17 protein-coding genes and 1 pseudogene are annotated in these 24,474 nt (G+C 64.5%); 4 read left to right on the forward strand and 14 right to left on the reverse strand.

Annotation, left to right across the window (positions count from 1 at the left end; genetic code table 11):
* Positions 1-62 precede the first annotated feature (62 nt).
* On the forward strand, positions 63-962 hold the full coding sequence (locus LQG66_RS30050) for an NAD-dependent epimerase/dehydratase family protein (RefSeq protein WP_231319449.1): 900 nt from the start codon (positions 63-65) through the stop codon (positions 960-962).
* A 60-nt stretch (positions 963-1,022) separates the two neighbouring features.
* Here the strand turns inward: LQG66_RS30050 and LQG66_RS30055 are convergent, their stop codons facing one another.
* From LQG66_RS30055 to LQG66_RS30090, 8 genes are all read right to left on the reverse strand, one after another.
* Positions 1,023-3,128 carry an AAA family ATPase gene (locus LQG66_RS30055; RefSeq protein WP_231319450.1) on the reverse strand — a complete coding sequence of 702 codons (2,106 nt, stop codon included), beginning with the start codon at positions 3,126-3,128 and terminating at the stop codon, positions 1,023-1,025.
* 380 nt (positions 3,129-3,508) lie between these two features.
* Positions 3,509-4,288 (reverse strand): ABC transporter permease, encoded by a 780-nt coding sequence (locus LQG66_RS30060; protein ID WP_231319451.1) that lies wholly within the window; start codon positions 4,286-4,288, stop codon positions 3,509-3,511.
* Complete coding sequence (locus tag LQG66_RS30065; protein ID WP_231328002.1) at positions 4,285-5,400, reverse strand: ABC transporter permease; 1,116 nt, start codon at positions 5,398-5,400, stop codon at positions 4,285-4,287. The genes LQG66_RS30060 and LQG66_RS30065 overlap by 4 nt, the downstream gene beginning before the upstream one ends.
* Positions 5,401-5,435: 35 nt before the next feature.
* A complete protein-coding gene (locus LQG66_RS30070) occupies positions 5,436-6,530 on the reverse strand; it encodes an ABC transporter ATP-binding protein (RefSeq protein WP_231319452.1) in 1,095 nt (364 codons plus the stop codon).
* Between the two features lie 115 nt (positions 6,531-6,645).
* Complete coding sequence (locus LQG66_RS30075; protein WP_231328003.1) at positions 6,646-7,668, reverse strand: ABC transporter substrate-binding protein; 1,023 nt, start codon at positions 7,666-7,668, stop codon at positions 6,646-6,648.
* A gap of 290 nt (positions 7,669-7,958) precedes the next feature.
* Positions 7,959-8,156: a hypothetical protein gene (locus LQG66_RS30080; RefSeq protein WP_231319453.1), complete on the reverse strand. Its 198-nt coding sequence runs from the start codon at positions 8,154-8,156 to the stop codon at positions 7,959-7,961.
* A 253-nt stretch (positions 8,157-8,409) separates the two neighbouring features.
* Positions 8,410-11,592, reverse strand: coding sequence for an efflux RND transporter permease subunit (locus tag LQG66_RS30085; RefSeq protein ID WP_231319454.1), 3,183 nt, complete (start codon positions 11,590-11,592; stop codon positions 8,410-8,412).
* Between the two features lie 348 nt (positions 11,593-11,940).
* The gene (locus LQG66_RS30090) at positions 11,941-13,179 is read right to left on the reverse strand and encodes an efflux RND transporter periplasmic adaptor subunit (RefSeq protein WP_231319455.1); all 1,239 of its coding nucleotides are present in this window, start codon (positions 13,177-13,179) and stop codon (positions 11,941-11,943) included.
* A gap of 192 nt (positions 13,180-13,371) precedes the next feature.
* On the opposite strand from LQG66_RS30090, the gene LQG66_RS30095 reads away from it, so the two are divergent.
* Entirely contained in the window at positions 13,372-13,989 is a 618-nt protein-coding gene (locus LQG66_RS30095) for a TetR/AcrR family transcriptional regulator (RefSeq protein ID WP_231319456.1), read from the forward strand.
* A gap of 141 nt (positions 13,990-14,130) precedes the next feature.
* Positions 14,131-15,606, forward strand: coding sequence for a M81 family metallopeptidase (locus tag LQG66_RS30100; RefSeq protein WP_231319457.1), 1,476 nt, complete (start codon positions 14,131-14,133; stop codon positions 15,604-15,606).
* 927 nt (positions 15,607-16,533) lie between these two features.
* Here the strand turns inward: LQG66_RS30100 and LQG66_RS30105 are convergent.
* Together LQG66_RS30105 and LQG66_RS30110 are read right to left on the reverse strand one after the other, a co-directional pair.
* Positions 16,534-18,174: an MFS transporter gene (locus LQG66_RS30105; protein WP_231319458.1), complete on the reverse strand. Its 1,641-nt coding sequence runs from the start codon at positions 18,172-18,174 to the stop codon at positions 16,534-16,536.
* Positions 18,161-19,312 carry an HlyD family secretion protein gene (locus LQG66_RS30110; RefSeq protein ID WP_231319459.1) on the reverse strand — a complete coding sequence of 384 codons (1,152 nt, stop codon included), beginning with the start codon at positions 19,310-19,312 and terminating at the stop codon, positions 18,161-18,163. Before LQG66_RS30110 ends, LQG66_RS30105 begins: the two co-directional genes overlap by 14 nt.
* Positions 19,313-19,623: 311 nt before the next feature.
* Between LQG66_RS30110 and galE the strand changes: the two genes are divergently transcribed.
* On the forward strand, positions 19,624-20,637 hold the full coding sequence (galE, locus tag LQG66_RS30115; RefSeq protein ID WP_231319460.1) for a UDP-glucose 4-epimerase GalE: 1,014 nt from the start codon (positions 19,624-19,626) through the stop codon (positions 20,635-20,637).
* 11 nt (positions 20,638-20,648) lie between these two features.
* Here the strand turns inward: galE and LQG66_RS30120 are convergent, their stop codons facing one another.
* From LQG66_RS30120 to LQG66_RS30135, 4 genes and pseudogenes are all read right to left on the reverse strand, one after another.
* Positions 20,649-20,939 (reverse strand): hypothetical protein, encoded by a 291-nt coding sequence (locus tag LQG66_RS30120; protein WP_231319461.1) that lies wholly within the window; start codon positions 20,937-20,939, stop codon positions 20,649-20,651.
* A 53-nt stretch (positions 20,940-20,992) separates the two neighbouring features.
* On the reverse strand, positions 20,993-22,447 hold the full coding sequence (gene hydA, locus LQG66_RS30125) for a dihydropyrimidinase (protein WP_231319462.1): 1,455 nt from the start codon (positions 22,445-22,447) through the stop codon (positions 20,993-20,995).
* Positions 22,448-22,685: 238 nt separating this feature from the next.
* The gene (locus LQG66_RS30130) at positions 22,686-23,345 is read right to left on the reverse strand and encodes a sensor histidine kinase (RefSeq protein ID WP_231328004.1); all 660 of its coding nucleotides are present in this window, start codon (positions 23,343-23,345) and stop codon (positions 22,686-22,688) included.
* A 108-nt stretch (positions 23,346-23,453) separates the two neighbouring features.
* Positions 23,454-23,957 (reverse strand): annotated as a pseudogene (locus tag LQG66_RS30135) (histidine kinase); the annotation flags it as partial.
* Between the last annotated feature and the right edge of the window lie 517 nt (positions 23,958-24,474).

Consider the following 24,474-nt stretch of genomic DNA (forward strand, 5'->3'; position numbering starts at 1 on the left):
AGCGGGTGCGTGACAAACTGTTAGGACTCCCAAATGCACCGCTCACAAGGATGACAAAGTCAATGACAGCCAAGCGCGTGGTATTCACCGGGGGAACCGGCAAGGCCGGCAGGCATGTCCTGCCGCATCTCAAGGGCAAGGGCTATGCGTTGCTCAACGTCGACCTCAAGCCGTTCGACCACCCCGGCATCAACACGCTGATCGCCGATCTGACGGATAGCGGCGAGGCCTTCAACGCCCTGACCACGCATTTCGGCTTCGGCGGCTTCAAGGCCGGCAGGCCGCCGCAGGCGCCGGACGCGGTCGTGCATTTTGCCGCGATCCCGCGGGTGCTGATTGAGCCCGACAACGAGACCTTTCGGGTCAACACCATGAGCACCTACAACGTCATCGAGGCCGCGGCAAAGCTCGGGGTGCGCAAGATCGTGATCGCCTCCAGCGAGACCACCTATGGCGTCTGCTTTGCCGAAGGCGACAAGGATTTCAAGAGCTTCCCGCTCGACGAGGACTACGACACCGACCCGATGGACTCCTATGGGCTGTCCAAGGTCGTGAACGAAAAGACCGCGCGCGCCTTTGCCATGCGCTATGGCATCGACATCTATGCGCTGCGCATCGGCAACGTCATCGAGCCGCATGAATACGACATGTTTCCCGGCTTCATCGCCGATCCACCGTCGCGCAAGCGCAATGCGTGGTCCTATATCGATGCCCGCGACCTCGGCGAGATCGTGCACCTGGCGATCGAGAAGGACGGGCTCGGCTTTCAGGTCTTCAACGCCGTCAACGACACCGTCACCGCCACCATCCCGACGCGGGAGCTGCTGCGCCGCTATTGCCCCGATGTGCCGGTGACCCGCGAGCTCGGTGACGATGAGGCGCCGCTGTCGAACCGGAAGGCGCGCGAGGTGCTGGGGTTCAAGGAGGCGCACAACTGGCGGAAGTACGTCAGTGCGGGGTGACAGATCTGCTCGCAATAGGTGCATCAACTCTTGGGTCGATAGCGTGCACTCGCGTGCGGTCTAAAGTTGACCAAGATGTTGCGGTGCTAAAATTCTATCGAGTATCGCCTTCATTCCAGATGGTTGATAGCCTGAATCACGCATTCGGGCAATCACCACATTCCGAAAGGTTTCGTATTTGACGCCTGCACCGCGCTTTCCAACAAATAGGCGCAGGATATCCCGCCCTCTGAACGAGCTTTTCCACGTTCCGTTTTGTAAGTCGGTTCGGAACCTCTCCTGATGCGTCTCTACTAGGTTCTCCACTGCAGCGGGAGAGAGGCGGTCGCGAATCAATGCATCGATCCTGTTGCGAGAGGCCTCGATGGCCTCGAAAAGCGACGTGCCGGGATTTGTCGACTTCGGATCGATTTTGGTGTTGATAGCTGCAATCATCTCGTTGTTTACCGCATCACATGAGTCGTGTAAAACTAGAGATTGCAACGTATCTTTCGCACAAGTGCGAAGTTCATCTTCGATTTCATCTTCTGATGGGATGTCTCGCCCGCCAAGAAGATCGTTCAGAGCGCTCCTAATAAAGCTCGGAATTAGCAAATAGTTCTCGATGTGATAAACGTCCCATTCAAATTGTGTAGTAGCCGCAGTTCCGCCTTTTCCAGAATCTCGATCGGTTATGGAATAGACGCGCATGGGCGGAAGACGGCCTCCCTCAACAAGTGATTGTAGCAGCGCATGAAGCCCTCGTACTCTAGCTTTGTTCGTGCCAGATGCGGCATTTACCTTTGCGATGAGCTCGGGAAACAGCTCCGACGTCATTCTCAAGTCGAAGTCGGAATCAGCTCCTTCAAATATTACGACCTTTGCCCCAGGATTGTATGCAGCCAAGTCTCCGACCATATCGATAATTGCGCGCTCGAGGTCGTGGTCGACTTCGATTCTATGGGCTTGGCGTGCTTGTAGCGTGTGTGCACTAGGCGTCATGTGAAACACGGACACGCCTTGGCGTCCCACGCTTTCTCTAAGGATGGCGTCGGAATGGGTAATCAGCCAAACTTGATTTCCTAGTTCTTTCGCCAAATGCCGATGATAAAAATCTGGCAGATTGCGCGTAAGTCTCGGGTTAAGGTGCAATTCTGGTTCGTCAAGTAGGATAACCGAATGCTTTGGCGCCGACCGCCTGAGTCGTAGGTAGCCGTAGAGTATCTCCTTCTCTCCGGAGCTTAGGTCATCAAGATCGTGGGTCTCTCGACCTCCAACTTTTACCGGGAAGTGTAGGCTGCCATCTGCTAGCGGCTGCGGACCAAGAAACTCCTTCTCGGGGAAAAAGGTCGAAAAAAGCTCCTTGAGAGTGTCGGTTAGTGAGTTCTTAGTGTCGAAACTCTTGCCGGCTTTTTCCGCAAGTGCTTCTCGAACATAGAGGGCGGCCATTTCGCTTTTTACGTTGGTGTATTTCGCGTTATAATTATAGAGAGCACTTTGCCGTCTTTGCTGTTCGATTGCATCGAGGTTTACGTTTATGGCGTTGAGTTGCTCCCGGTTATACATCCGGTGGGCGCCGTGGTAATCGATGACTCCGACGTTCTCCGGGTCAAAATCAGTGAACATAAGCTCTAGAGTTTTCGACGGTGTAAACTCTGGCGCTTGACCCGGGCGTATCATTAGGCTTGCTACGACAGTCGGTCTGTCAATTTCAGTGCTGAAAAGATCTAGGTCGTGTTTCGTTGCTGCATCTACTTCATCTTGGCGGCTTCTAAATTGAGCGGTGAGAGGGGCGGCTTCAAGGCTTCGCCAACCATATAATTCCGGAACAAGAGTTCTCCACACCTGCCGCGTAATAAGTTCCTTGGCGCGTTCCTTGAGGTAGGCCCGTTCTTGATCGTGAAGCTTAACCTCCATCTGCAGCGCTAATGGCAGGCCCTTTTCGTTGAACATTGTCGCGAAGGCTCGTGGATCGTTCGTGAAGTTGATCTGAAACTCGCCAAACCATTGATGGAATTCATTCTGTTGGTAGCCTCCATAAACTGATTTTAGAAGTCGAATGGCGTCGAGGATGCATGATTTTCCTGATCCATTCTGCCCGGCTAATACGACCATTTCGCCGAGATCACTTAATGCTGCCGAGCGAATGCCGCGGAAGTTCTCCACAATGACGCTGGTGATTTTCAATGTGAGCTCCCATTGCGTTGAGTATTGAGAGTAAAATAATACCCAGTCGAATGTTTCTCACCCTAACAGGTATCGCGCCCGATCAGGTCAGTTGCGAGAGATTGCAACGTGTGTGGACTTCCGGTTGTCCACCGAAAAATACGGTCGCTCCCAATCAGCCCTGGCGTAACGACGCGAATTCAGCAGTGCTTAATGCGGCAGACTATCATATTCGCTCGGCATGGGAGCTATCACCTGAATTGTTGTGAGCGGACTTTCTATTGAAAGGAGCAGAGATTCCTTCTCATGGCCGTAATCCGCTGCTTCCAGCCCTATTCCATCATTCGATAGTTGATTGCTCCGGGTACCTAACTTGCTCACTTTGTATGCGCGGCGCGCGCTCACGACATCCGCCGCCGGATCGCGAGCATCGCGAGCGACAGCACGATGGTGCCGACGATGAACACGGCGGCGGCCGAGACGATCGCCGGGCTGATGTTCTCGCGGATGGTGGCGAACATCTGCCGCGCCAGCGTGCGCTGGTTCGGCCCGGCCACGAACAGGGTCAGCACCACCTCGTCAAGCGAGGTCGCGAACGCGAACAGCGCGCCGGAGATGATGCCGGGCAGGGCGATCGGCAGGGTCACCGAGGACAGCACCGTCACCGGCGAGGCGCCGAGGCTGGCGGCGGCCTGCTCCAGCTTGAGATCCACGCCCTGCAGGGCGGAGGAGACGTTGACCAGCACGAACGGCACGGCCACAACGGTGTGCGCGATGATGACGCCGAGATAGGTGTTGGTGAGCCCGTAGCGTGCGAACATCAACTGCATGCCGACGCCGAGCACGACGGCCGGCACGACCATCGGCAGCAGGAACACGGTCCGGAGAGCGGAGAGCAGCAGCGAGGCGCGCTTGCCGCGCAGGCCGAGCGCGGCCAGCGTGCCGAGCACGGTCGCCAGCGCCGTCGTTCCCGAGCCGATCAGCAGGCTGTTGACGATCGACAGCCGCCAGGAGTCGGCCGTGACCAGCTCTTTGAACCAGCGCGTCGAATAGCCGGGAATCGGATAGTTCAGGAACACGCTGTCGGTGAGCGACAGCGGCAGCACGGCGACCAGCGGGCCGAGCAGGAACACCACCACGAGGCTCGCGAACAGCAGCTTGATGAGCGGCAGCAGCTTCATGCGCGCTGCTCCTCGCCTGCCGTCAGGCGGATATAGACGGCGTAGAGCAGGATGGTCATCGCCAGCAGCACGAGGCCGAGCGCGCCGGCCATGCCCCAGTTCGCCGCGGCCGTGGCGTAATAGGCGATCACGGAGCTGATCATCTGGTCGTTGGCGCCGCCGATCAGAGCGGGTGTGATGTAGTAGCCGAGCGCGGCCATGAACACGAGCAGCGCGCCGGAGACGACGCCGCGCATCGAAAGCGGCAGCAGCACGTGAAAGAAGGCGCGCAGCGGATGGGCGCCGAGCGAGGCCGCCGCCGGCATCAAATTGCGCGGGATCGCGATCAGCACGCTGAAGATCGGCAGCACCATGAACGGCAGCAGCACATGCGTCATCGCGATGATGACGCCGAGCCGGTTGAACATCAGCGGGATCGGGCCGGAGGTGAGGCCGAGCCCCTTCAAGGTCGCATTGATCAGGCCGTTGTCCTGCAGCACGACATACCAGGCGGCGGTGCGCACCAGTAGCGAGGTCCATAGCGGCAGCAGCACGGCGCCGAGCAGGATCTGCCGGCGCCAGCCTTCCACTGAGGCGGCGACCATCGCGAAGGGCAGGCCGATGATGATGCAGGCGAGCGTGACGAGGGCTGAGGTCACGAAGGTGCGGATCAGGATCAGGCGATTGGCGGAGGCGCCCTCCGGCATCGCGGCGACGTGGCCTGCGGCATCGCGTTCGAGGTCGACAGCGGCGAGCAGGTTCTTGTCGGTCCAGGGTGAGGCCACGGCCTCGGCGATGGTCGACCAATAGGTCGCCTCGCTCCAGCGCGCATCGATCGCGGCGAGATCGACGGCGCCGGCCGTGCCGTCGAGCGCGCGGCGGGTCTTGCCGAGCAGGCTGCGGAAGCCGGATTGCGCGCTGTTGAGCCGGCGAACGAGATCGCCGAACTGTTCGTCATTGCTGAGCGCGCGGATGTCGTCCGCGAAAGCGGCCTGGGCCGGCACAGGCGGAGCGCCCGTGCGCTCCCAGCCCGCCAGCGCCTTCGCAGTCCGGGGCAGGGCCTCGGTCGCGACCGGATCCGACACTGCCGACTTCATCATCGTCACCAGGGGCACGACGAAGAACGACAGCATGAACGCCAACAGCGGCGCCAGCAGCAGGGCCGCCTTCAGCCGTTGGCGGAGGTCTGGTCGCATGATCCCACCACCCAGACATCCGACGCCGCAAAGGAGAGCGCGACTTCGCTGCCGATTTCGACCGCCTGGCCGGCACGGTCGCTCTTGATGATCAGCCGCTGCGAGCCGACCTCGGCGACGAGCCGCATGTGGTCGCCGAAATACACCGCATCCATGATGCGCGCGGTCAGGCGGTTCGATGTCGCCGCCGCGTGATCGTTGATCCTGATCGCCTCGGGGCGGATCGACACCTGGACATGGGCGCCATCAACGCGTCCGGAGCCGGCATGCGCGGACAGCGACAGGCCGGAGTCGGAGGTCAGGCGCACCGCCTCATCGGCCTGGTCGTCGACCTTGCACAGCAGCAGGTTGGTCTCGCCGATGAATTCGGCGACGAACGGCGTGCGCGGCAGGTCGTAGATCTCGCGCGGCGGGCCGATCTGCTCGATCTTGCCGTGATTGAACACGGCGATGCGGTCCGACATCGTCAGCGCCTCGTCCTGGTCGTGTGTCACGAACACGATGGTGAGGCCGAGCCTGCGGTGCAGGTCGCGGATGTCGAGCTGCATCTGCTCGCGCAGTTTCTTGTCGAGCGCGCCGAGCGGCTCGTCCATCAGCACGACCTGCGGCTCGAACACCAGCGCGCGCGCCAGCGCCACCCGCTGCTGCTGGCCGCCCGACAATTGCGCCGGCTTGCGCTCGGCCATGGCGGACAGCTTGACCATGTCGAGCACGCGGGCGACGCGCGCGGCGATCTCCGCCTTCGCGACGTTGCGCATCTTGAGCGGGAAGGCGATGTTGTCGCGCACGCTCATGTGCGGGAACAGCGCGTAGTTCTGGAACACGACGCCCATGTTGCGCTTGAACGGAGGCAGCCCGTCGACCCTGTGGCCGTCGACATGGATGGTGCCGCTGGTCGGCTGCTCGAAGCCCGCCAGCATCATCAGGAGCGTCGTCTTGCCCGAGCCGGAGGGACCGAGCAGGGCGATGAACTCGCCGCGCGCGATGTCGAGGTCGAGGTGATCGACGACGGTCAGCGCGGCGAAACGCTTGACCACCTGCCGAAACGAGATGAACGGCGTATCCATCAACGGAACTCACGGCGCGCCATCGTCACGCGGCTGCGCCTGCACGGTGGGAGCAGGGCCACGGGAGCCGTCATGGCTCCCGCGCGCCGGGGCGGTTTGAACTGAGCGGCAAGCCTCAGCGCGCGAGCCAGGCGTTGAAGCGCTTCGACAGCTCTTCCGAATTATCGGTCCAGAAGCCGACGTCGAGCGGAATGGCCTGCTTCAGATTGTCCGGCGTGGTCGGCAGCTCGGCCGTGTATTTCTCCGGCACGAGCTTCGCGGCCGCGATGTTGGGCTGGCCATAGGCGATGTATTCCGGCAGCTTGGACTGGTTCTCGGCCTGGCTCGCAAACGCGATGAAGTTCATCGCGGCGTCCTTGTTGGGCGAGTTCTTCAGCACCACCCAGCTGTCGACCGCGTAGATGCTGCCCGGGAAGACGAAGCCGAAATGCTTGCCCTCGGTGCGGTTGATGGCGCTGATGCGGCCGTTATAGACCGAGGTCATCGCGACCTGCCCGGACGACAGCAGCTGCAGCGGCTGGGCGCCGGCCTCCCACCACACGATGTCGGCCTTGAGCGCGTCGAGCTTCTTGAAGGCGCGATCGACGCCATCCTTCGTCTTCAGTACCTTGTAGACGTCGGTGACCGGCACGCCATCGGCCATCAGCGCGAATTCGAGCGTGTATTTGGCGCCCTTGCGCAGGCCGCGCTTGCCTGGATATTTCGCGGTGTCCCAGAAATCGGCCCACGACTTTGGCGCGTCCTTGATCTTGTCGCCGTCATAGGACAGTCCGGTCGACCACACGATGGCGCCGACGCCGCAATCGCTGACGCCGGCCGGGATGAAGCCGCTCTTGCCGCCGAGCTTGTCCCAGTCGATCTTCTCATAGATGCCGTCGCTGCAGCCGAGCTCGAGCTCCTCGGCCTCGACCTGCACCGCGTCCCAGTTCGGCACCCCGGCCTTCACCTTGGCCTGCAGCACGCCATAGCCGCCGTCCCAGCTTTCATCGAGCACGGTGGCGCCGAGCTTGGCGGCAAACGGCTGGAAGTAGATCTTGCGCTGTGCGTCCTGATAGTTGCCGCCCCAGGAGACGACGGTGAGATCGCGCGCCTGCGCCGACCCGGCGAGGGCGATCATGACGGCTGCGGCCGCGATCATCGATGTCGCAATGCCGGTCGGCAGGGAGGACGCCGGCCGATCCGTCTTGTCCGACATCGTCACGTTCGAGCACTTGTTAGACCGAAAGAGCATGCTTGATCCCCGCTGGAAAGCCCAAAAAAGGCTATCGACAAGCCTCTGCCCTGGCAAGCGCGAGTTTTGACCGCGAGATGACGCTATTTGGGCGGGAGCGGGCGGCGGCACCCGGATGCGAACGCGACGCGGATGCGGCCGGCGCAATCAGCGGGCATGGTGATGATGATTTGAGCCTGTGCGGGGCCGCGCGGGGGTTACCTCTGGTGCAGGCAGGGGCCGGGGGACACGTCACTGGCCGAGTTATCCACGACGAGATCGAGCGTCGGCTGTGTCATCCCGAATGGACGGCTGGGGGCGGACAACTGCCGGGTGCCGCCATGCGCGCCGATGCGCTCGAACACCTGGGCCGTCGTCATCAGCTTCTTAGCGACAAGGTGATTCAAAAGTTCCATGTCATAACTCCTTATCGAAATGACCCGGCGGCCAGGTGCGGGTTCTGGCCGCCGGGTCGGCGCGACGGGCTGAGGTGGCGTCCTCCATCCCGCCGCGCTGGTCTGTGATCTGGCACACACTTGATCAGATTTGATCGCATCGGGCCGGATCGTCGGTGGAGCGTGAGGGGACGCCAACTGTGTCTCTCGCCCTTACGGATAAAAGACGTTTCAAGTTGCGCACGTCCGACATCACGCCTTTTCACATCGGCGTCTACTCCGCGGGCTGGGCGGCCACCGTGCCGTGGTCGCCATGCTGGGTGAGCGGCTTCATGCCGGAGAGCGTGCGCAGCAGCACATAGAACACGGGCGTCAGAAACAGGCCGAACACGGTGACGCCGATCATGCCGGAGAACACCGCCACGCCCATCGCGCGCCGCATCTCCGAACCTGCGCCGGTCGAGAGCACCAGCGGCAGCACGCCCATGATGAAGGCCATCGATGTCATCAGGATCGGACGCAGCCGCAGGCGGCTGGCTTCGATCGCGGCGCGGAGCGGCGTGCGCCCGGCGAATTCGAGCTCGCGCGCGAATTCGACGATCAGGATCGCGTTCTTGGCGGACAGGCCGACCAGAACGATGAGCCCGATCTGGGTGAAGATGTTGTTGTCGCCCTTCGAGAGGTAGACGCCGAACATCGCAGCCAGCAGCGCCATCGGCACGATCATCAGGATCGCGAGCGGCAAGGTCAGGCTCTCGTACAGCGCCGCCAGCACCAGGAACACCAGCAGGATCGCGAGCGGAAACACCCAGAGTCCCGAATTGCCGGCGATGAACTCCTGGTAGGTCAGGTCGGTCCATTCGAAGGCGAAGCCGGGCGGCAGCACCTCGGCGGCGACCCGCTCGGCCGCGGCCTGCGCCTGGCCCGACGAGAAGCCGGGCGCCGCGGCGGCGTTGATGTCCGACGACAGGAAGCCGTTGTAGCGGATGGCGCGCTCGGGGCCGGCGCTCTGGCGCACGTTAAGCAGCGCCGACAGCGGCACCATGTCGCCGGAGGCGGAGCGCACCTTGAGCTGGCGGATGTCGTCGGCGCGGGCGCGGAACGGCGCGTCGGCCTGCACGCGGACCGAATAGGTGCGGCCGAACTTGTTGAAGTCGTTCACGTAGTAGGAGCCGAGGTAGATCTGCAGGGTGTTGAACACCTCGGTGACGGGCACGCCGAGCTGCAGCGCCTTGGTGCGGTCGATGTCGGCGAACAGCTGCGGCACGTTGACCTGGAAGCTCGAGAATACGCCGGCAATTTCGGGGGACTTCTGCAGGCCCGCCATGAATGTCTTGGTGACGTCGTTCAGCGCCTCATAGCCGAGCCCGGCGCGATCCTCGATCTGCAGCTTGAAGCCGCCGATGGTGCCGAGGCCGTTGACCGGTGGCGGCGGGAACATCGCGATGAAGGCGTCCTGGATACCGGCGTATTTCTTGTTGAGCTCCATCGCCAGCGCGCCGCCGGACAGCCGTGGATCCTTGCGCTCGTCGAACGGCTTCAGGGTCGAGAACACGATGCCGGCGTTGGAGGAGTTGGTGAAGCCGGAGATCGAGAGACCAGGGAAGGCGACCGAGCTCTCGACGCCGGGCTGCGTCAGCGCGATGTCGCTCATCTTGCGGATGACTTCCTCCGAACGATCGAGCGTGGCGCCGTCGGGCAGCCGCGCGAAGCCGACCAGATACTGCTTGTCCTGGCCCGGCACGAAGCCGCCCGGCACCTGCTTGAACAGGACAAAGGTGGCGCCGACCAACAGCACGTAGAGCACCATGATGCCGGCCTTGGCGGTGATCACCCTGGAGACGCTGCCGCTGTAATTGTCGGAGGCGCGCACGAAGGCCCGGTTGAAGCCGCGGAAGAACCAGCCGAGCGAGGCGTCGAGGATGCGGGTGAGGCGATCCTTCGGCGCGTGATGGCCCTTGAGCAGCAGCGCCGACAGCGCCGGCGACAAGGTCAGCGAGTTGACGGCCGAGATCACGGTGGAGATCGCAATCGTCAGCGCGAACTGCTTGTAGAACTGGCCGGTCAGGCCGGAGATGAAGGCGAGCGGCACGAACACGGCGATCAGCACCAGCGCGATCGCGATGATCGGGCCCGAGACTTCCCGCATCGCCTGGTAGGTGGCGTCGCGCGGCGACAGCCCGCCCTCGATGTTGCGCTCGACGTTCTCGACCACGACGATGGCGTCGTCGACGACGATGCCGATCGCAAGCACGAGGCCGAACAGGCTGAGCGCGTTGATCGAGAAGCCGAACAGGTGCATCACGGCGAAGGTGCCGACAATTGATACGGGGACGGCCAGCAGCGGGATGATCGAGGCGCGCCAGGTCTGCAGGAACAGGATCACCACGATCACGACCAGCACGATGGCCTCGAACAGCGTGTGCACGACGGCCTCGATCGAGGAGCGCACGAACTGGGTCGGATCGTAGACGATGTGGTACTCGACACCCTCAGGCATCGTCTTCTTGATCTCGGCCATGGTGGCGCGGACGTTGTCGGAGATCTGCAGCGCGTTGGATCCGGGCGCCTGGAAGATCGGGATCGCCACCGCCTGCTTGTTGTCGAGCAGCGAGCGCAGGCCGTATTCGGAGGCGCCGAGCTCGATGCGGGCGACGTCGCGCAGCCGCGTGATCTCGCCATGCGCGCCGGTCTTCACGACGATGTCGGCGAACTGGTCTTCATTCGAGAGCCGGCCTTCGGCATTGACCGAGAGCTGCAAATCGAGGCCCTTGACGCTCGGCGAGGCGCCGACCACGCCGGCGGCGGCCTCGACGTTCTGCGCCTGGATCGCCTTGACGATGTCGGAGGCCGACAGGCCGTGCTCGGCCGCCTTCTGCGGATCGAGCCAGACCCGCATCGAATAGTCGCCGGCGCCGAACAGCTGCACGTCGCCGACGCCCTCGATGCGTGCCAGCCGGTCCTTGACGTTGAGCACGGCGTAGTTGCGCAGATAGGTCGTGTCGTAGCGGCCGTTCGGCGAGATCAGGTGCACCACCATGGTGAGGTCGGGCGAGCTCTTCTTGGTGACGATGCCGAGCTGCCGCACCACGTTGGGCAGCCGCGGCTCGGCCTGCTGCACCCGGTTCTGCACCAGCTGCGTGGCCTTGTCGGGGTCGGTGCCGAGCTTGAAGGTGACGGTCAGGGTCAGCGCGCCGTCGGTGGTCGCCTGGCTGCTCATGTAGAGCATGTTCTCGACGCCGTTGATCTGCTCCTCGATCGGCGTCGCCACGGTCTCGGCGATCACCTTGGGATTGGCGCCGGGATAGGTGGCGCGCACCACGACCGAGGGCGGCACGACGTCGGGATATTCCGAGATCGGCATCGCAAACAGCGCGATCAGGCCAGAGAGGAAAATCAGGGTCGACAGCACGCCTGCGAAGATCGGCCGGTCGATGAAGAACTTGGAGAGGTTCATGGGAGGCCCCGTGGTCGGGAGATGTCAGTGTGGGAGGCTGGCTTGATTAGTTGTGAGTGCAAATGAGGTCGCAAAATTTGTTCCTGCTCCACACCGCTTTTCGGAGAAAGTCGGGCCGCGTCAAAGATGCGCTCGACGTCTCCTCATACTGGCTGTCGTCCCGGCGAACGCCGGGATCCATACCGCGGACGGCCAATTGGTGAAAAAGGCTTTGGGTCATCGTCCGTTGTCTACAAACAGGGCCTGTGGCTATGGGTCCCCGCTTTCGCGGGGACGACAGTTGTGGTTGTCATTGGCAGCCGGGCATGATCACATCGGATCTCCGGGCCCGGGCAAGCCTGCGCGAGTTCAGCGCTGTGCCAGCTGCTTCGCGTCGGACGACGCCCCGTCCCGCGCGCCCATCGCCGCCACCTGCGTCTTCAACAGCGCGCCGGGACGCACTCGCTGCAGGCCGTTGACGACGACGCGGTCGCCGGCCTGGAGGCCGGCGGAGATGATGCGCAGACCATCGACGCTGCCGCCGAGCGTGACCGGGCGATACACCGCGCGCTCGTCGTCGCCGACCACCATCACGAACTTCTTGTCCTGGTCGGTGCCGATGGCGCGTTCGTCGAGCAGCACCAGCGACTGCTGCTGCGGCTGGCCCATGCGCACGCGGGCGAACTGGCCGGGGATCAGGCGTCCGTCCTCGTTCTTGAAGACCGCCCGCACCCGGATCGTGCCGCTCTGCCCCTGGACCTGGTTGTCGATCAGCTGGATGTGACCCGAGGCGGTGATGCCGCCCGATGTCGTCATTTCCACGGGAATGCGGTCGAGCTGTCCGCGCTTGCCCGAGCCGTCGGCAATCGCGTTGAGGGCGCGCAGCACCAGCTCCTCGGTAGCGTCGAAGCTCGCATAGATCGGATTGACCGAGACCAGGCTGGTCAGCACCGGCGAGGCGGAGCCGGCGGCGACGAGATTGCCGACGGTGACCTCGATCCGGCCGACCCGGCCGTCAACCGGCGCCCGCACCTGCGTGTAGTCGAGATTGAGCCTGGCGGTCTGCAACGTCGCCTCGGCGGCCTTGACGTTGGCGATGGCTTCGCGATTGCCGTTGTCGCGCTGATCGTAATCGCGCTTTGTCACGATTGAATTACCGACCAGTTGCGCGCCGCGTTCGAGCTCATTGGCGGCGAAGGCGGCGCGGGCGCGCGCCGCCTCGAGCTGCGCCTGCGCCTTGTCGACCTCGGCGGCATAGGGCGCGGGATCGATCTTGAACAGAACGTCGCCGGCCTTCACCAGCGAACCTTCCGTGAAATTGGTGGCGAGGATGGCGCCGGCGACGCGCGGCCGGAGCTCGACCCGCTCGACCGCCTCGAGGCGACCGGAGAACTCGTCCCAGAGGCTTGCCTGGCGCGGCGCGACCACGGAGACCGTGACCGGCACAGCCTGCTCGGGCGCTGCAGCCCTGGCGGCACTCGGAACGGTGCTGAAATGGAAATATCGGCTGCCGGCGAATGAGCCGGCGGCAAGCACGAGGCCGGCGACGGCAACGGTGCTCAGCCACCGCTTCAGGCGGCTCGGGGAACGAATTTCGGGCGAAGGCATTGGCGCGCTCCATATTGTAGTGCTCGCTACAAATGTGGCGCTGGCAACCCGTTCGCAAGAGACTTATGTAACGGATGCTAAGAAAATCGTAGCCCGACTTTTGGCGAATGCGCCAGATCAAAGAAATAGCCAAAGATAACAACTAGATAAGAAAATCTGATTGGGGCGGAGACGGGAACAGGAGTTTTGCACATGGCCATCGGACGGCCCCGGACATTCGACCGCGACACCGCGCTGGACCAGGCGATGGAGGTGTTCTGGCGCCATGGCTATGAAGGCGCGACCATCGCCCAGCTCACGGACGCCATGGGCATCAATCCGCCGAGCCTCTATGCCGCGTTCGGCAGCAAGGAAGCCCTGCTCAGGGCCGCGCTCGATCGCTACACGGCGCGGCGCGAGGCGTGGATGGAGGAGGTGCTGAGTGCGCCGACTGCGCGCGAGGTCACCTCGCGCATGCTGATGGGCGTCGCGGAGAAGCAGACCGATCCCTCCAATCCTCCGGGCTGCCTGCTGGTCCAGGGCGGCCTCGCCTGCGGCTCGGGCTCGGCCAATGTCCCGTTCGAACTCGCGGCACGCCGGGCGCAAACCGAAGATCACCTCCGGCACCGTTTCGAGCGGGCCAAGGACGAGGGCGATCTGGCATCGGGCGCCGACCCTGCCGCACTCGCGCGTTATGTCTCCGCCGTCATCACCGGCATGAGCGTGATGGCGTCGTCGGGCGCCGACCGCGAGGCGCTGGCGCAGGTTGCGACCGTCGCCATCAGGTCGGTCGAAGAGCAGTCGGTGCGGGCGTCGATCGCCTTGGTCTGACGCGCCTCATGCGCTGAGCGACGAGCGCTCTTCCATCGTGCTGTCTTGTGCTCATGGTCTCGATGCGGTCCCCTGCGGCCGCACCGCCGGCCATGGCGGCGTCCTGCCATCGTCATCGCGCGAACCAAGAGCCCCTATCTCATGCGTGTCTTCTCCGCCGCCCTCGCCACCGAGACCAACACCTTTGCGCCGATGCCGACGGGCCTCGCGACCTTCCATGAACGCGCCTATTTCCCGGCCGGGCAGCACCCGGACAAGATGCAGATGCATGGCGGGCCGCTGTGGGCGGCGCGCCAGGTTGGGCCGTCCAAGGGCTGGACGCTGATCGAGGGGCTGGTCGCTGCGGCCGTTCCGAACGGCGTCGTCACCCGGTCGGCGTTCGAGACCCTGCGCGATCAGATCCTCGCCGATCTCAAGGCCGCGCTACCGGTCGACATGGTGCTGATCGGCCTGCACGGCGCGATGATCGCCGACGGCTATGATGATTGCGAGGGTGAGCTGCTGGCCCGGGTGCGCGAGATCGCAGGGCCCAGCGCCGTCATCGGCGCCACGCTCGACCCGCACGTCCATATGAGCGAGCGGATGGTCGCCAGCGCCGATCTGTTGATCTGCTGGAAGGAATATCCGCACACCGACATCCTCGAACGCGCGCAGGATCTGGTCGCGCATTGCACCGAGCTCGCCGAGAAGCGGCTGAAGCTGCTGAAGTCGCTGGTCGACACCAACATGATCGTGACCCTGCACACGACGCGCGAGCCGGTGCGCAGCTTCGTCGATCGCATCACCGCGCTCGAAGGCAAGGACGGCATCGTCTCGGTCTCGATCGTGCACGGCTTCGGCTGGGGTGATACGCCCGACATGGGCACCAAGGTGCTGGTCTATAGCGATGCTGCCGTCGATCCCGACGGCGCGAAAGCGCAGGCGCTGGCGCACCGGCTGGCGGACGAGCTGATCGGAATGCGCGAGGCGGTGACGGAGCGCATGCCGGGCGTGGATGCTGCGCTCGACCAGGCGCTCGCCAAGGACGGCACCATCGTGCTCGGCGATGCCAGCGACAATCCCGGCGGCGGCGCGCCCGGCGATTCCACCTTCATCCTGCGCCGGATCCTCGATCGCAAGATCGGCAATGTCTGTCTCGGACCGATCTGGGATCCGATCGCGGTGCGCATCGCCTTTGATGCCGGCGTCGGCGCCAGGCTGCCCTTGCGCATCGGCGGCAAGATCGGGCCTTTGTCCGGTGATCCCGTCGATGCGACCTGGGAGATCAAGGCGCTGAAAGAGAACATGGTGATGACGGGGCTCGCCGGCACGCCCGCCAAGCTGGGCGACTGCGCGCTGATCGCAAGCGACGGCGTCGAGGTCGTGATCACGACGTTTCGCTGTCAGGCCTTCGGCACCGATCTCTTCACCCAGCTCGGCTGCGATCCGGCCAAGCACAAGCTCGTCGTGGTGAAATCCGCGCAGCATTTTCGCGCGTCGTTCGCAGCCGTTGCCGCCGACATCATCATGGTCGATGCGCCGGGCGTGGTCGCGCGCGATGTCACGACCTTGCCCTACAAGAAGATCAAGCGTCCGAAGTGGCCGCTCGACGATCTCTCGCAACTATCACGTGCATGATGTTTCATAATGCGACGCTGACGGCGACGACGTTAACGTTCGGAACGCGGCTGGAACGAACCGCGCCCGAATCAGCGGCGAATCACGGTGCGGGATCTGTTCACGGCTAGATGTCGTGCCCGGATGAATGAGCACGCAACATCCGGCGCATGCGCTCATACCGCGCAGCTCGGCCTGCATCAAAAGGGTTAAACGCAAAGGTCCGGCGTGAGCGCCGGGCCTTTCTTGTTGTTGGTGGTGGTGTTGTTGGAATAGGAGCCGCGTGCATGGCGCGGCCTTCGAAGCGCCTCCACGAGTTGCCGCTACTTGCACGTGAATGATGTTTCATAATGCGACGCTGACGCCGCCGGTGTTAACGTTCGGAACGCGGCTGGAACGAACCGCGTCCGAATCAGCGGCGAATCACGGTGCGGGATCTGTTCACGGCTAGATGTCGTGCCCGGATGAATGAGCACGCAACATCCGGCGCATGCGCTCATGCCGCGCAGCTCGGCCTGCATCAAAAGGGTTAAACGCAAAGGCCCGGCGTGAGCGCCGGGCCTTTCTTGTTGTTGGTGGTGGTGTTGTTGGAATAGGAGCCGCGTGCATGGCGCGGCCTTCGAGGCGCCTCCACGAGCTGCCGCTACCTGCACGTGAATGATGTTTCATAATGCGACGCTGACGCCGCCGGTGTTAACGTTCGGAACGCGGCTGGAACGAACCGCGCCCGAATCAGCGGCGAAGCTCGGTGCGGGATCTGTTCACGGCTAGATGTCGTGCCCGGATGAATGAGCACGCAACATCCGGTGCATGCGCTCATGCCGCGCAGCTCTGCCTGCGTCAAAAAGGTTAAAGGCAAAGGCCCGGCGTGTGCACCGGGCCTTTATTGTCGTTGGGGTCTGAGCTGCTTGCGCAGCGCGGCCTTTGAAACGCGAGGTCGCAATGGTCTCATGTCGGCGATGATCCGAACCGCCGCATCCATGCGGCCTTCAGGCCGATCGGCGTCGGCGTGAACGGTCCCTGCGGCGCGCGGGTGATCAGGGCAACCAGCACGAGCGCGACGATGGCCAGCCAGAAGCACAGCCAGAACGCATCGATATAGGCGAGCACGTTGGCCTCGCGTTGCACCTCCGCAGCCAGCGTTCCGACCGCGCGGGCCTGGGCCTGTCCCGCACCATGACCGGCGAAATAGCCGGTCAGTCGCTGCAGCACGCGCGCGACGTCGAGGTCGCCACTCTGGATGTTGAAGCCGAGATTGGCTGAATGCAGCTGCTCGCGCACGCGCAACCAGGTTCCCATCAGGGCGACGCCGATCTCCGCACCGCCGAGCCGCATGATCTGGATGTAGGCGGCGAAGGACGTTGCGCGGGCGGGATCGGAATTCGACAGTGCGAGGATGATGATCGGCAGCAGGGTGAAGGCCTGGCCGATCGATTGCAGCACCACGATGCCGATGAAGTCTTCGCGCGCCCAGGCATGCGTGAGCTGCGTGCCGAGCAGGTTGGCCGCGGCAAAGGCGCCGAGGCCGATCACGACGACGATGCGGGGATCGAGATGGCGAAGCGCTGCGATCGACAGCGGCACCAGCACGATCATCGGCAGCGCGCCGTAGATCAGCAGCAGCGAACCGCTCTGCTCCGGCCGCAGCTGCGTGATCGCGCCGAGGAAGTTCGGCACCAGCGACGCGTTGGACAGGCTGGTGAGCGTGTACAGCAGAATGACGGCGAGCGAGAGGCCGATGTTGCGCGAGAACAGTACGTTGAAATGAGCCCAGGGCTGCGGAGCGAGCGCCTCGTTGACGAGGAAGAGCAGGAACAGCACGGCTCCGCCGCCGAGCAGGGCCATTACGGTGCCGGACTGCAGCCAGTCGAGCCGGTTGCCCTGGTCGAGGCCGGCATAGATCATCGACACCGCGCTGCCGAGCAGCAGCATGCCGCCCCAGTCGGCGTCCTTGAGCAGCGTGCGGTTGATCGGCTCGGCGGGGGTCCCGAGATAGACCATCAACGCCATCAGCGGCGCGAGCAAGGCACCCTGCCAGTACAGCCATTGCCAGCCGAGATGCTCGACATACAAACCGACCAGCGACGTCGAGGTGTCGAGCGCGAAGCCGACACGGATCGCGTAGATCGAGATCGCCGGCAGCCACCAGCGGATCGGCAGGTTGCGGAAGATGATCATCAGGGTCGCCGGCACGAAGGTGCCGAGCAGCATGCCGTGCACGATCGCGAGCGCGATCAGCGTCGGATAGTCGTGCACGAACGGAATGATCAACGAGACGGCCGCATAGACCAGGCTCGGAATGCCGAGCACGCGGCGCAGCCCGAACGCGGTCGCAAGCCAGGCCACGGCCGGTGCGACGAAGATCTGCGAGCCGATGGCGGCGGTCGAGAGCCAGGCGCCCTCGTCGAAACCGAGCGAGAAGGCGCCGCGCAGGTCGGGCAGGCCGACCGAGGTCAGGCGGCTGTCGAAATTGGCGAGAAAGGAGCCGAGCAGAACGGCGCCGACCGCGAACAGCGGATGTGGCGCGAGGCCGCCCCGCGACAGCGGCCCGCGGTCGGAGGCGCCTGGTCCGGCTTCACCTGGCGCCATCGGCCTGACCGTTGGTGTGGATGTGAGTCACGACCGACATGCCCGGCAACAGCCGCGTCAGCAATGGCTGATTGGCGTCGAAGGCGATGCGCACCGGAATGCGCTGCACGACCTTGGTGAAATTGCCGGTCGCGTTGTCGGGCGGCAGCAGGGCGAATTGCGAACCGGAGGCCGGCGCGATCCGCTCGACGCGGCCGCGCAGCTTCTCCCCCGGAAAGCTGTCGACCGTGATCTCGACCGGCTGTCCAGGCGCGACATGCGTGAGCTGCGTCTCCTTGTAGTTGGCGATGACGAAGACCTGGGGCAGCGGGACGACCGCGATCAGATTGCTGCCGACGTTGACATAGTCGCCGGTCTGGATCTGCCGCTGACCGACCACGCCGTCGAACGGCGCCGTGATCCTGGTATAGCCGAGCTTGAGGCGCGCCCCGGCGAGCGCGGCCTTGGCGCCGGCGAGGTCGGCGCCACGCTGCTTCTTGGTGCCTGTGAGCACCTCGAGCTGGTGGCGCTGTGCGGCGATCGCGGCCCGGCTTGCCCGCACATCGGCCTGCGCCTTGGCATAGGCCGCCGTGGCCTGCTCCAGCCGCTGCCGGGTCCCGGCCTCGCTCTGCGACAGCGATTGCTGCCGCTCTTCCTCCTGCCGCGCCTGCACCTCGGCAGCGCCCGCCGAGACCTGCTGCGCCTCGGCCTGCGCGATCGTCGCATATTGCAGCTCGATCTGGTTGCTCAGATTGTCGAGCGCCGCCTGCGCCGCTTCGACCGTGGCCTCGGCCTGCGCGACCTGCGCCTCGTAGTCGGCAGGGTCGATCTGGACCAGCAGGTCGCCCGCCTTGACCTGCTGGAAGTCGCTCACGGCGACCTTCAGCACCTCGCCGGCCACCCGGCTCGAGAGCTGGGTCAGGTCGGCGCGGACATAGGCGTCGTTCGTGGTCTGGGTGATGGCGTTGCCGACCCAGGCGTTCCAGCGCGTCGTCGCGAGCGCCACGAAGGCGAGCGCGACGATCACGGCGAGCAGTGGAATGACGAGACGCGTCCAGGTGCCGGGCGCTGCGGTGGGGGAGGGGGCTGCGGTGGAGGCGGGCGATGTCGTCGGGGCGGCTTGCGACGCGGCGTCTGCGTTGCTCGATGACTCACTCACGACACGTCTCCAGGCTTTGTCCCGGGGTTCGTCAGCCCGGACCTTACTGATAAGGCCATTCCGCCGAACGCGCCAGCCGCCCGCGCGCGATCGAGCATGCGCTCATTTCAGCAAACTGTGGAGATCGCCTGCGCCGGGTGGAATCGACCGGCGCGGCGAACGATCGCGGCCGGGGACGGAGCAGCCCGGCGCCCGGAGGTTAACGACATGCGCAACCTGCATTTGGTGCTGGCGGGCGATCGCTCTACTATTCAGCCTTTGGCGCTTGGTCGGCAGGCGGGCCGCGCACATCGATAGGATACCAAAGACATATGGGAACGAAAGGCGCGATCCTGGTGGCCGGCGGCGCCGGCTATATCGGGGCTCATTGCAGCAAGGCCGTCGCCGAAGCGGGGTTCACGCCGATCTGTTATGACAATCTGACGACGGGCCACCGCGGCTTCGTGCAATGGGGGCCGCTGGTGGTCGGCGATATCGCCGATAGCATCAAGGTGGCGGACACGATCCGGCAGTACGACGTGCAGGCCGTGATGCACTTCGCGGCGTCGAGCGCGGTCGGGGAATCCGTCGCCGATCCGCAGAAATATTACCTGAACAACGTGGCCGGCAGCTTGGGTCTGCTGCAGGGCATGCGTGAGGCCGGCTGTGGGCGCCTGGTGTTCTCCTCGACCGGTGCGGTCTATGGCAATGCCGGGCGTGATCCGATTCCGGAAAGCGCCGCGGGTCCGACCGTGAATCCTTACGGCCGCTCCAAATACATGATCGAGCAGATCCTGTCCGACTATCGCGCGGCCTATGGGTTCAGCGCGACCGCCTTGCGCTACTTCAACGCCTGCGGCGCCGACGCCTCGGGCCTGATCGGCGAACTGCGCGATCCCGAGACCCATCTGATCCCGCGGGCGCTGATGGCGATCCTGGGCCATGTGCCGGACTTCGCGATCTTCGGCACCGACTATGAGACGCCCGACGGCACCGCCGTGCGCGACTACATCCATGTCGACGACCTCGCCGGGGCCCACATCGCAGCCATCGCGCGGCTGCTGGAGGGGCATCCGGGCGGAGCCTACAATCTCGGGACCGGCAGCGGCTATTCGGTGCGCGAGATCGTCGATGCGATCCGCAACGAGACCGGCGAGCAGGTGCCGCTGATATATCGCGAGCGCCGCCCCGGCGATCCGCCGGTGCTGGTCGCCGATCCACGCCGCGCCGCGCAGGAGCTCGGCTTCGAGGCCGGCCGCTCCGATCTCGGATCCATCATCCGCTCGGCCTGGGCGTGGCACCAGAAGGCGCACCCCAGGATCGCGCGGCAGACCGGCGTGAGCTGATCCGAGGCGCCTCAGGCGGCGGCCGGCGAGCTGCGCTCCAGGCCGGCGAAGGCGGCCTCGACGCGCTCATGGTCGAGCGACCACACGCCGATTTCGACGCCATCGCGCAGGAAATGCACGCTGTAGACATCGGACAGCAGATCGTCGCCGCGAATCATCCGGAGGAGGGTCTGCGCCACGTGCGAATGATCGCCGGGGAGCCTGAGGTCGAAGAATGCGTCGCCATAGCCCGGCAATGGGGTGCCGGCCGAATCGCGAACTTCCATGCGCAACTGTGCCATGGTCGCATTGAACGACAGCAACGGTTTCCGCCCGGTAAATGACGCCGCGCCGTCGTTCGTTCGAGTCGCGCGCGTTACGGCGTGACCATGTCGCGCGCGACGGCGCGCGGCGCGGTGATCGCCTTCCAGGTTGAATTGGCGACGTGCACCGGCGGAAACGCAGGCCGCTCGACATAGCGGCCGTCACCGGCCTCGGCGCGCAGCTCGCCGTCGCGCCAGGCGATGCGGCCGCGCGACACCGTCACCGCAGGCCCGCCCGTGCAGCTGAAGCCCTCGAACACGTTGTACTCGATGCGGCTCACTTGCCGGCTCGCCTGGATGGTCTTGGACGCGGCCGGGTCCCACACCACGAGATCGGCGTCGGAGCCGGCCATCACGGCGCCCTTGCGCGGGAAGACGTTGAGGATGCGCGCGATGTTGGCCGAGGTGACCGCGACGAATTCCTCCCTGGTCAGGCGTCCCGTGCCGACGCCCGCGGTCCACAGCAGCGGCATGCGGTCTTCAAGCCCGCCGGTGCCGTTCGGGATCTTGCGGAAGTCGCCGCGGCCGAGCCGCTTCTGCGCCCGCGTGAAAGAGCAATGATCGGTCGCGACCACCTGCAGCGAGCCGGATTGCAGTCCGGCCCACAGGCTATCCTGGTGTGACTTGTCGCGGAATGGCGGCGACATCACGCAGGCCGCGGCATGGTCCCAGTCATCAGAGCGATATTCGCCGGCATCGAGCAAGAGATGCTGGATCAGCGGCTCGCCATGGACGCGCTGGCCGGCGGCGCGGGCGCGCGCGATCGCCTCATGGGACTGGCGGCAGCTGGTGTGCACGACATAGAGCGGCGCGCCGGTCATGTCGGCGATCATGATCGCGCGGCTGGTCGCCTCGCCCTCGACCTCCGGCGGCCGCGAGAAGGCGTGGCCTTCCGGGCCGTCGATGCCGCGCGCCAGCATCGCCTCCTGCATGCGCGCGACCACGTCGCCGTTCTCGGCATGGACCAGCGGCATCGCGCCGAGCTGGGCGCAGCGCGCGAACGAGTTGTAGAGCTCGTCGTCGTCCACCATCAGCGCGCCCTTGTAGGCCATGAAGTGCTTGAAGGTGTTGATGCCGTAGGTCTTGACGACGGTCTCCATCTCGTCGAACACCTGCTTCGACCAGGAGGTGACGGCCATGTGGAAGCCGTAGTCGGCGGCGGCCTTCTCCGACTTGCGGCGCCAGTCCTGATAGGCCGCGAGCATCGACTGGCCGGGATCGGGGATGCAGAAATCCACCACCATCGTGGTGCCGCCGGTGAGCCCCGCCTTGGTGCCCCATTCGAAATCGTCGGCCGAGACGGTGCCCATGAAGGGCAGCTCGAGATGGGTGTGCGGGTCGATGCCGCCCGGCATCACGTAGCAGCCGTCGGCGTCGATGATGTCAGCCGACAGCGGCGGCTCGATCGTGGTGCCCACGGCGAGGATGCTCTCGCCCTGGATCAGCACGTCGGCGCGCCGCGAATGATCGTGGTTCACCACAGTGCCGCCGCGGATGAACAGAGACATGGGCCGTCCCGCGTGAGTGGCTCCAAAAGGGGGGAGCGAGTGTTGGCGCGGGAACACTAGCGCGAGCGAAAGCCGTTGCGCAGGCGAAATTTTGATCAGGGCCGAGCCAGGCGCTAGGCAAGGTCGCCCGCCGCAGCGGCGTCAGGAGCAGACGGCCGTCGCGAGGATCATCACGTCATCGGCCGCCTTGGCGTGCGATCTTGGCCTGCGATCTGGCCGGCGATGATCGCGGGTGGGATCACCGAGCCACCTCCAGCGCCCGGCGGTCTGCTGTGACGAGTGCCACCGCCGGAGCAACCCCATCCGCGCTGGGCAGCAGCGGCAGTTCGAACAGGACACGCGTGCCGGTGGGCTTGTTGGAGCCGACCGTGAGATGGCCGCGGAGCTGCTGGACCATGCCCTTGATCATCCGGAAACCCAGGCTTGCGCGCGGCTGATCGATGTCGAAACCGTCCGGCAGACCGACACCCTGATCGGACACGCTGAGGTGCAGGCAACCGTCGATGTCACGGGCGGAGATGTCGATCGGTCCGCTGCGGCCGGGGTAGGCATGTTTCATGGCGTTGCTGACCAGCTCATTGATCAGGAGGCCGAGAGGAACGGCATGATCGGCCGAAAGCCGTATCGGGTCGGCATCGCAGCGCAGCACATTCGTTCCCGCGACGCGTTGCAGCCGGCTGCAGAAGTCATTGAGGAAGACGTCAACGTCGATCAAGCCGATCTGCGACGCCTGCGAGAGGTGATCATGGACCTGGGCAATGGCCGCCACGCGTGATCCTGCCTCTTCGAGGGCGCGCTTGGCGTCAGTCGAATGCGTCCCGAACGCCTGGATGCGGAGCATGGCCACGACCGAGGCGAGGCTGTTCTTGACGCGGTGGCCCATTTCGCGCGTCAGCATGGCCTGATGGTCCAAGGCTTCCCGGAGCCGCGTCTCCTCCTGCAGGCGCTCGATTGCGAGCCCGACGATGTCGGCGAATCCAGTGAGGAAGCCGGCGTCAGCCTCGTCGAAGCGCCCGGCGTCGGGACTGTCGACCTGCAGCACGCCGAAAAAGCCGCCGCCTTGCCCGCCGCGGTCGATCCGGACGCTGATCGACCTCTTGATGTCGCGATCCACCAGAAGTCCCGGCGTCTCCGCGCGACCATCAAGGGGGCTGCGATTGGCTATGATGGCTTGACCTGTCTGGAAGGCGCGTCCAGCGGGCGACCCACTGTCCACGACAAACGATGCCTGTTCGATCGAACCCGGCCATCCGTATCCCGCACGGACCAGCAGTCTTTGATCGCTCGCAACGAATTCCATCGCGGTGGCGAACGGCGCATCAAGGCCCTTGGCGCAGAGCGCCGTGGCGCGCTGAAGGACGACATGGATGTCGCGGATCTGCAATGCGGCACGACCGAGTTCGGCGAGCACGGATTGTTGCAGGAGCCGATGGCCAAGGATTCCGTTCCGGACGCCTGCGCGCTCGAGAAAGATCGGAAAAGCGGTATTTTGGCTCGGATGTCGCAACACCGTAGATTCTCCCCAACCCTGATTCTCCCAAAACAGGACGCATCCCGGCTACGAATTTCCTGCTGCTCTCTTCCGCTCCGATGTTCGGCACACAGTCTGTTGCGTTCGCCGTTCGGCGTCTGAGCAAAAGGGAACATGGGTTCCGATTTTGGGTTCCGATTTTGCCGCAGCGTAATTCGTCGCCAGCCGAATCGAGCAGAAAGACCCCGGGCGACACGAGGGGTTGGCGCGTCGGCCAGATCCGTTCATTCGGCGGCAATTCTTTGGGCCGCTTCGTGGTGTGGCCCACCGACAGCAAGCATCGAGGCGTGTGACAGATGGACCCCGTCGAGGGGGTGTGTCCTGTCCAATTCCGTCAACGATCTCAATTTTAGCCGGGAATGCCTTCGTCTTGCGTCGGATTTCACGCAACTTGCGCGCGATATCCTCGAGCCGGACGTGCAGGCGCATTGCCTGCGGATGGCGGCCTTCTGGACCGACCGGGCGGCCGGAAATCCCGAGCAGGACTCTCCGGCTT

The sequence above is a fragment of the Bradyrhizobium ontarionense genome (assembly GCF_021088345.1).
GTDB lineage: Bacteria > Pseudomonadota > Alphaproteobacteria > Rhizobiales > Xanthobacteraceae > Bradyrhizobium > Bradyrhizobium ontarionense.